At 67.0% G+C, this 7,178-nt stretch carries 8 protein-coding genes; 6 read left to right on the top strand and 2 right to left on the bottom strand.

The features are described 5' to 3' along the window. A partial coding sequence (locus VGH54_RS26465) for a limonene-1,2-epoxide hydrolase family protein (protein ID WP_331515098.1) occupies window positions 1–368 on the bottom strand: 368 nt, incomplete at its 3' end. A gap of 39 nt (window positions 369–407) precedes the next feature. Here VGH54_RS26465 and VGH54_RS26460 point away from each other — a divergent pair. The 6 genes from VGH54_RS26460 (at window position 408) to VGH54_RS26435 (ending at window position 5,713) form a co-directional block, all read left to right on the top strand. Then, window positions 408–1,580 (top strand): glycosyltransferase, encoded by a 1,173-nt coding sequence (locus VGH54_RS26460; RefSeq protein ID WP_331515097.1) that lies wholly within the window; start codon window positions 408–410, stop codon window positions 1,578–1,580. A 13-nt stretch (window positions 1,581–1,593) separates the two neighbouring features. Beyond that, a complete protein-coding gene (locus VGH54_RS26455) occupies window positions 1,594–1,788 on the top strand; it encodes a DUF3046 domain-containing protein (protein ID WP_331515096.1) in 195 nt (64 codons plus the stop codon). Window positions 1,789–1,953: 165 nt separating this feature from the next. Beyond that, the gene (gene recA / locus VGH54_RS26450) at window positions 1,954–3,006 is read left to right on the top strand and encodes a recombinase RecA (protein ID WP_331515095.1); all 1,053 of its coding nucleotides are present in this window, start codon (window positions 1,954–1,956) and stop codon (window positions 3,004–3,006) included. Then, window positions 2,972–3,499, top strand: coding sequence for a recombination regulator RecX (recX, locus tag VGH54_RS26445; RefSeq protein ID WP_331515094.1), 528 nt, complete (start codon window positions 2,972–2,974; stop codon window positions 3,497–3,499). Before recA ends, recX begins: the two co-directional genes overlap by 35 nt. Window positions 3,500–3,572: 73 nt before the next feature. Next, window positions 3,573–5,105 (top strand): tRNA (N6-isopentenyl adenosine(37)-C2)-methylthiotransferase MiaB, encoded by a 1,533-nt coding sequence (gene miaB, locus VGH54_RS26440; RefSeq protein WP_414688809.1) that lies wholly within the window; start codon window positions 3,573–3,575, stop codon window positions 5,103–5,105. Beyond that, window positions 5,102–5,713: a hypothetical protein gene (locus VGH54_RS26435; protein ID WP_331515093.1), complete on the top strand. Its 612-nt coding sequence runs from the start codon at window positions 5,102–5,104 to the stop codon at window positions 5,711–5,713. The genes miaB and VGH54_RS26435 overlap by 4 nt, the downstream gene beginning before the upstream one ends. Window positions 5,714–5,721: 8 nt before the next feature. Here VGH54_RS26435 and VGH54_RS26430 read toward each other — a convergent pair whose 3' ends face one another. Continuing rightward, window positions 5,722–7,044 carry a DUF349 domain-containing protein gene (locus tag VGH54_RS26430; RefSeq protein WP_331515092.1) on the bottom strand — a complete coding sequence of 441 codons (1,323 nt, stop codon included), beginning with the start codon at window positions 7,042–7,044 and terminating at the stop codon, window positions 5,722–5,724. Window positions 7,045–7,178 lie beyond the last annotated feature (134 nt).

The raw sequence follows: 7,178 nt of genomic DNA, 5'->3' as shown, positions 1-7,178 counted from the left end.
GCCTTGAACATGTCGAAGAAATCGAAGTAGTCGCGCCACAACGTGATCTGTCCGTCGTGGACTTCGAATACGCCGCAGACCCAGAACTGCAGCCGCAGCGGCCCGAAGATCAGCGCGTCGGTGCGTTCGGTGAGTACGGCGGCGCCGTCGGCGGCGATCCGGTGGATCTTCACCTCGAAACCGCTGGCGCCACCCAGCGAGCTGAACAGTTTCATCGCCGTGCGGCGGCCATGGATCGTGGGCAAACCGACGTTCTGGTACACCAGATCTTCGGCCAATGCGGCGCCGGCGGTGTCGAGGTCGGCGTCCTGCAGCGCATGCAGGAAGACCTCGACGGTGCGGGTGTTTTCGAGAGTCTGCTCGGTCATGGTCACCAGCCTAGCGAGCCGCTGTGGCAGGGTATTGCGATGCGCGTCGCCGTGGTGGCCGGGCCGGACCCGGGACACTCGTTTCCGGCCATCGCGCTGTGTCAGCGGTTCGTGGCCGCCGGCGACACCCCCACCCTGCTGACCGGTGCCGAGTGGCTGGAAACCGCGCGCGCCGCCGGTGTCGATGCCGTCGAACTGGCCGGGCTCGACCCCACCGAGGAAGACGACGACCGCGACGCCGGTGCCAAAATCCATCAGCGCGCGGCTCGGATGGCGGTGCTGAACGTGCCGCGGCTCCAGGCGATGGGGCTGGACCTGGTGGTGTCCGACGTCATCACCGCCTGCGGCGGAATGTCGGCCGAGCTGCTGGGAATCCCGTGGATCGAACTCAACCCGCATCCGCTGTACCTGCCGTCCAAAGGTTTGCCACCAATCGGCAGCGGGCTGGCGCCGGGCACCGGGATCCGCGGCCGGTTGCGGGATGCCACGATGCGCGCGCTGACCGCCCGATCCGTGCAGGCCGGCGCCCGCCAGCGTGCCGAGGTGCGCGTCGAGATCGGTTTGCCGGCAGCCGATCCCGGCCCGCTGCGTCGGCTGATCGCGACGCTGCCTGCCTTGGAGGTCCCGCGGCCGGACTGGCCGGCCGAAGCCGTTCTGGTGGGTCCGCTGCACTTCGAGCCGACCGAGCAGGCGCTGTCCATCCCGCCGGGTTCGGGGCCGGTGGTGGTGGTCGCTCCGTCGACGGCGTTGACCGGGACGAAAGGGCTGGATCAGGCCGCCCTGGACTGCCTGGTGCCCGGATCTGGCCTGCCCGCCGGTGCCCGGGTGGTGGTGTCGAGGCTTAACGGTCCGGATCTGACACTGCCGCCGTGGGCGGTGGCCGGGCTGGGCCGCCAAGACGACCTTCTCGCGCATGCCGACCTGGTGATCTGCGGCGGCGGACACGGCATGGTGGCCAAGACGCTGCTGGCCGGCGTGCCGCTGGTGGTGGTGCCCGGCGGAGGCGACCAATGGGAGATCGCCAACCGGGTGGTCCGCCAAGGCAGTGGCCGGCTGGTGCGACCATTGACCGACGAGGCACTGGTCAGCGCCGCCGCCGAGGTGTTGGCGATGCCGAGCTACCGCGACGCTGCGCAGCTCGCCGCGGCCGGCGCGGCCGACGTCACCGACCCGGTGCAGGTGTGCCGTCACGCGCTCGCGCCTACCGGGTAGGTAGCTTGGCTGGGTGCGGCTCACGGAATTTCACGATCGGGTCACGTTGCGGTTCGGCGCGACGTACGGCGGCTCGGTGCTGGCTGATCACGTGCTGACCGTGTTCGGCGGGCGCACCGCCGCACAGGCGATCGAGGACGGAATCGACCCTCGCGACGTGTGGCGCGCGCTGTGCGTCGACTTCGACGTCCCCCGCGACCAGTGGTGATCGGACCCTAGACACGCCGGCGGCGCGCCTCCTTGCTTTCGAACACCTGTTCGCTACTGTGGTGATCGTTCGACGGGCCCGACTTGTCGGAGGGCTGCTTTAACGTCACGGCCAACCGACCGAGACCGGTCAAACCGAACGACGACTACACCGAGAGGTAGCACCATGGCACAAGCCCCAGATCGCGAAAAGGCCCTCGAACTGGCGATGGCCCAGATTGAGAAGAGTCACGGCAAAGGTGCGGTGATGCGCCTCGGTGACGAAGTGCGCCAACCGATCTCGGTCATCCCGACCGGGTCGATCGCGCTGGACGTTGCCCTGGGCATCGGTGGCCTGCCCCGTGGCCGCGTCGTGGAGATCTACGGCCCGGAGTCCTCGGGTAAGACCACCGTCGCCCTGCACGCGGTGGCCAACGCCCAGGCCGCCGGCGGCATCGCGGCGTTCATCGACGCCGAGCACGCTCTCGATCCCGAGTACGCCAAGAATCTGGGCGTCGACACCGATTCGCTGCTGGTGTCGCAGCCCGATACCGGCGAGCAGGCACTGGAGATCGCCGACATGCTGATCCGTTCGGGTGCGCTGGACATTCTGGTCATCGACTCGGTGGCCGCACTGGTGCCGCGGGCGGAAATCGAAGGCGAGATGGGCGACAGCCATGTCGGACTACAGGCCCGGCTGATGAGTCAGGCACTGCGGAAAATAACCGGCGCACTGAGCAATTCGGGCACTACGGCGATCTTCATCAACCAGCTTCGCGAGAAGATCGGGGTGATGTTCGGCTCGCCCGAAACGACCACGGGCGGAAAAGCTTTGAAGTTTTACGCTTCAGTTCGTTTGGACGTCCGGCGGATCGAGACGCTCAAGGACGGCACCGATGCGGTCGGTAACCGCACCCGGGTCAAGGTTGCCAAGAACAAGGTGTCGCCACCGTTCAAGCAGGCCGAGTTCGACATCCTCTACGGCAAGGGCATCAGCAAGGAAGGCTCGCTGATCGACATGGGTGTGGACCAGGGCTTCGTTCGTAAGTCCGGATCGTGGTTCACCTATGAGGGCGAACAGCTGGGGCAGGGCAAGGAGAACGCCCGCAACTTCCTGATGGAGAACACCGAGGTGGCCAACGAGATCGAGAAGAAGATCAAGGAAAAGCTCGGTATCGGTGCGGTAGTGACGGATGACTTGGCCGATGACAGCGTCCTGCCCGCTCCCGTCGACTTCTGAGCCATCTCGCGAAGAGCAGGCGCGGGCGTTGTGTCTGCGCCTGCTCACCGCGACGGCGCGGACCCGTGCTGAGTTGGCCGGCCAGCTGGCCAAGCGCGGATACCCCGACGATGTCAGCACCAGGGTGCTGGATCGGCTGGCCGACGTCGGATTGATCGACGACGCCGACTTCGCTGAACAGTGGGTGCACTCGCGGCTGGCGAACGCAGGAAAAGGCAAGCGCGCGTTGGCTGCTGAGCTGCACACCAAGGGCGTCGACAAGGACCTGATCACCTCGGTGCTCGGCGGCATCAATCCCGCGGCCGAGCGTGGTCGCGCTGAGGAATTGGTGCGCAAGAAGCTTCGGCGCGAAACCCTCAGTGACGAAGCTGCCGATGCCCGGGTGATCCGTCGAATGGTGGGCATGCTCGCGCGTCGCGGCTTCAGCCAGAGCATGGCCTACGACGTAGTCAGCGTCGAGTTGGCCGCCGAGCGGGAGCGCAGGCGCGTCTAGGTATGCGCTAGCTGAAGGGGCCGCAGGCCACCACGCCGGCGCCGGTGGTCGCGACTCGCCGTACCATGGCCCAGTGACTTCGACGGTGACATCGGACGCGGCGCCGCAAACGGCGGCGCAACGCCCGCCAATACCGTCGCCTCGCACCTACCAGGTCCGCACCTACGGATGCCAGATGAACGTCCACGATTCGGAGCGGCTGGCGGGCCTGCTCGAGGCGGCGGGTTACCGGCGGGCGCCGGACGGCGACGACGCCGACGTGGTGGTCTTCAACACCTGCGCGGTCCGCGAGAACGCCGACAACAAGCTGTACGGCAACATCAGCCACCTGGCGCCGCGCAAGCGGAGCAACCCCGACATGCAGATCGCGGTGGGTGGCTGCCTGGCCCAGAAAGACAAAGACGACGTGCTGCGCAAGGCGCCGTGGGTCGACGTCGTCTTCGGTACCCACAACATCGGTTCGCTGCCGACGTTGCTCGAACGCGCCAGGCACAACAGGGTTGCCCAGGTAGAAATCGCCGAGGCGTTGCAGGAGTTTCCGTCCGCATTGCCCGCGGCCCGCGAATCTGCCTACGCTGCTTGGGTTTCCATTTCAGTGGGCTGCAACAACAGTTGCACGTTTTGCATCGTGCCGTCTTTGCGGGGCAAGGAGGTCGACCGCAGCCCGAACGACATCCTGGCTGAGGTGCGCTCGCTGGTGGACGACGGCGTGCTGGAAGTCACGCTGCTGGGCCAAAACGTCAACGCGTACGGCGTGTCGTTCGCCGACCCGCAGATGCCGCGTAACCGCGGCGCATTCGCCGAGTTGCTGACCGAATGCGGACGCATCGACGGCCTTGAGCGGGTGCGGTTCACCTCGCCGCATCCGGCTGAGTTCACCGACGACGTGATCGACGCGATGGCGCAGACGCCAAACGTCTGCCCGGCGCTGCACATGCCGCTGCAATCCGGGTCGGACCGAATGTTGCGCGCGATGCGGCGGTCCTATCGAGCCGAGCGTTACCTCGGCATCATCGATAGGGTGCGCGCGGCGATGCCACACGCCGCGATCACCACCGACCTGATCGTCGGATTCCCCGGTGAAACCGAGGACGACTTCGCGGCCACATTGGATGTCGTTCGGCAGGCCCGGTTCGCCAACGCCTTCACTTTCCAGTACTCCAAGCGTCCCGGTACCCCGGCGGCCGAGCTGGACGGTCAACTTCCGAAAGCCGTTGTGCAGGAACGCTATGAGCGGCTGATAGCACTGCAGGACCAGATCGCGCTGGAAGAGAACCGCAATCAGATCGGCCGGACCGTCGAACTGTTGGTGGCCACCGGCGAGGGCCGTAAGGACAGCAGCACCGCACGGATGAGCGGACGCGCGCGAGACGGTCGCCTGGTGCATTTCACACCCGGCGAGCGGCAGGTGCGCGCGGGTGATGTCATCACGACCACGATCACCCGGGCCGCCCCGCATCACCTGATCGCCGATGGTGATGTCACCAGCCACCGCCGCACGCGCGCCGGCGACGCCGCGGGGCAACGTCCATCCGGAGTCGGGCTGGGCATGCCGGGCGTCGGGCGACCCGCGGGGGCGCCAGAATCGCAGGGATGCGCTCGATGAGCCAGAACAAGCCGAATCGAGGGGAATTCGACGCCTTTCGCGACGACATCGAAGCCGCCGAACGGCGCATCGCCCGCGAAATAGAGCCAGGCGCACGAGCTTTGGTTGTCGCGATTTTGGTATTCGTGTTGATCGGCTCGTTCGTCCTGCCGCACACCGGCGACGTCCGCGGATGGGATGTGCTGTTCTCCACGCGGGGCGCCGGTAAAGCGGCAATAGCGCTGCCGTCACGCGTATTCAGTTGGCTTGCTTTGGTTTTCGGTGTCGGATTTTCGATGCTGGCGCTCTTGACCCGGCTCTGGGCGCTGGCCTGGGTCGCGCTGGCGGGTTCCGCGGTGGCCAGCGCCGCCGGTTTGCTGGCCGTGTGGTCACGACAGACGGTGGCCGCTGGACACCCGGGTCCCGGTATCGGGCTGTTCGTGGCCTGGATCGCGATCATCCTGTTGACGTTCCACTGGGCACGGGTGGTGTGGTCGCGCACGATCGTGCAGCTCGCTGCCGAAGAACAGCGCCGTCAAGCCGCAGCGCGTCTGCAGACCCGAACGCTGCTGGAAACCCTCGACGACCCTGACCGCGCCGAGCGGCCGAAGCCCAACGGCAAGGCGTAGCCGCCGGGCTAGCGCTTGCGGGTCAGCGCATCGGCCGCGGCCTCAGCCCATTGTCGCCACTGTTCGGCGTTGGCCTTGGCCTCGTCAGCTTCCTTGGAACGTCCTGCCGCCTCGGCTTTTTGGGCCTGGCGCTCGAACTGCTCGGCACGCTCGCGGAACTGCTCGGCACGCGCCTGAGCCTGCGGGTCGGGGCCGGACGGCTCGGCGGCGTCGCGCACCTTCTTCTCGACCGCACGCAGTCGGCGTTCGAGGTCAGCCGACCGCTCCCGGGGAACCTTGCCGATCGCGTCCCACTTGTCGCCGATCGTCCGCAAGGCAGCCCTGGCTGCTTCGGGATTGCTGGTGTCGAGCTTTTCGGCCTCCGACAGCAGCGCCTCCTTGGCGGTGGCGTTCGCGACGAATTCGGCATCCCGCTCGGCGGTCGCGGCATTACGGGCCTTGAAGAAGGTGTCCTGGGCGGCTTTGAAGCGGTGCCACAGGGCGTCGTCGACGTCGCGGGCCGCGCGTCCGGCGGCCTTCCAGTCGACCAGCAGCTTGCGGAATTCGGCGCTGGTCGCGCCCCAGTCGGTGGAGGCGACGAGTTCGTCGGCTTTGACACAAAGCTTTTCCTTGGCCTCGCGGGCACCTGCCCGATCGCGATCCAATTCCGCGAAATGCGATCCGCGCCGTCTGTTGAACGTCTCTCGCGCCGCCGAATAGCGCTTCCAGAGCGCATCGTCAGTTTTGCGATCCAGGCCGTTAATCGTCTTCCACTCGTCCAGGATCGAGCGCAACCGGTCGCCGGCGACCTTCCATTGCGTCGACGTGTTTGCCATCTCCTCGGCCTCGGCGGCCAGGGCCTCTTTGCGCGCGGTTTGGGCAGCGCGATGCTCTTCGCGACGAGTGCGGTCGGCAGCGGCGGTGGCTTCGGCATGCTCGGCAATCCCGGCGAGCCGGGCAGCCAGGGCATCGACGTCTCCTAGCACATTCGCGCTGGGCAACGTCTCGGCCAGGCCTGCGGCGGTGGCTTTGATCTTGCGTGCATCGCCGGTACCGGCGGCCAGCCGCTCTTCAAGCAATGCGATTTCGGTGCTCAGGTCGTCGAAGCGACGACCGAAGTGGATGAACGCCGCTTCGGTGTCGCCCGCCTGCCAGGATCCGATGATTCGCTCGCCGGCGGCGCTGATCAGCCAGACCGTTCCGTCGTCGTCCACGCGGCCGAATCGGTGGGGGTCACTGGCAGGCGCCGAAGCAACCGGGTGAGGGTTGGGGCGGGGCGTTGGTTTGGGCCCGGGCCGCGGTCCGGGCCGCGGGGTGGGCCTGGGCTCGTTGTGTGGCTCGTCAGGCGTCATGAACTGCCGTTACCTACCCTTCGCGCGGTTACTGGCCGCGCATCTGCCGCGCATTGCGGCGCCGTCGACACGAGGTGCTTCGGTCAGCACCTCACCAGTATTGAAGCAGCTTGTTCCTTGAAGTGGCCCGAGTT

This window comes from Mycobacterium sp. (genome assembly GCF_036488105.1).
Taxonomy (GTDB): Bacteria; Actinomycetota; Actinomycetes; order Mycobacteriales; family Mycobacteriaceae; genus Mycobacterium.
This window is presented reverse-complemented; position numbering and strand designations above follow the sequence as displayed.